At 58.7% G+C, this 1044-nt stretch carries 1 protein-coding gene; it reads right to left on the bottom strand.

The features are described 5' to 3' along the window. Nucleotides 1-746: IS21 family transposase (istA, locus tag VJ956_RS14960; RefSeq protein ID WP_422655633.1), on the bottom strand; the 746-nt coding region annotated here is incomplete at its 3' end. Between the last annotated feature and the right edge of the window lie 298 nt (nucleotides 747-1044).

Below are 1044 nucleotides of genomic sequence, written 5' to 3'. Positions count from 1 at the left end.
ACCATGAAGTTGCGACGCCCGTAGCCGACCAGCCCCTCCACGGCCCCTTTGTCATTGCCCTTGCCGGGACGGCCATAGCGGTCCCGGATCACGTAATGCGACAACATCGCGCTGAACCGCTGGGTTCTTTGCCGGGAGCCATCCGGCAGGATCCGGGCAACCAGGCAGCGGTCATTGTCATAGAGGACTGACTGGGGAACCGCGCCGAAGAACGCAAAGGCATGGATATGGCCGTCAAGCCACGCCTCGGTATTGGCCGCAGGATAGGCCCGGATGTAGCACGCGTCGCTGTGCGGCAGATCAAGGGCAAAGAAGTGTGCTTTCTGCTCGACGCCGCCGATTACAACAAGCGCTTCACCAAAATCGGCCTGTGCATGACCGGGCGGATGGCTCAGCGGCACGAACATCTCCTTGCCGGTCCGCTTCCGGTCTCGAACGTAATCCTTGACGATGGTGTAGCTGCCATCAAAACCGCACTCGTCCCGCAACCGCTCGAAAATACGCTTTGCAGTGTGACGCTGCTTGCGAGGGCGGCCCCTGTCTTCAGCAAGCCATTGGTCCATCTGGCTGGTAAACGCATCCAGCTTCGGGCGCCTGATCGGCGCTGTCCGCCGATATCCCGGCGGCTCCGAATAGGCCAACATCTTCGCAACACTGTCCCGGCTGATCCCAAAATCCCGGGCAATCTGGCGTCCGCTCAATCCATCCTGGAAATGAGCGTGACGCACCTTCAAATACAAATCCACGGTGTATATCCCCAAGCCCTCCCGAAATCCGAAAGGGCAAAAGTGGACGACTTTTACGCCGCCCGCGACACCACAACGGTACCGCTACCGTGGCCGAGTATTGCTCCGCCGTTTACATCAGAGAAGCCCTGCGGCTTCGCTCGGAAGGATTGTCAGGTGTCTGACGTCAGGGCCTATGGGACAGATTTGATGTTTTCGTAACGGAGGAATTCTGGTTCATCGCAGCCACCAAGGAGCGAAGATGAACAAGAAATCCGGAACATCGAAGGACGCGGCTGACAAGCTGGTCAAAGGGATC

This window comes from Marinobacter sp. (assembly GCF_035268745.1).
Classification (GTDB): domain Bacteria; phylum Pseudomonadota; class Gammaproteobacteria; order Pseudomonadales; family Oleiphilaceae; genus Marinobacter.
Note: the sequence above shows the minus strand (reverse complement) of the source record. Positions and strands in the feature narration are given on the sequence as shown.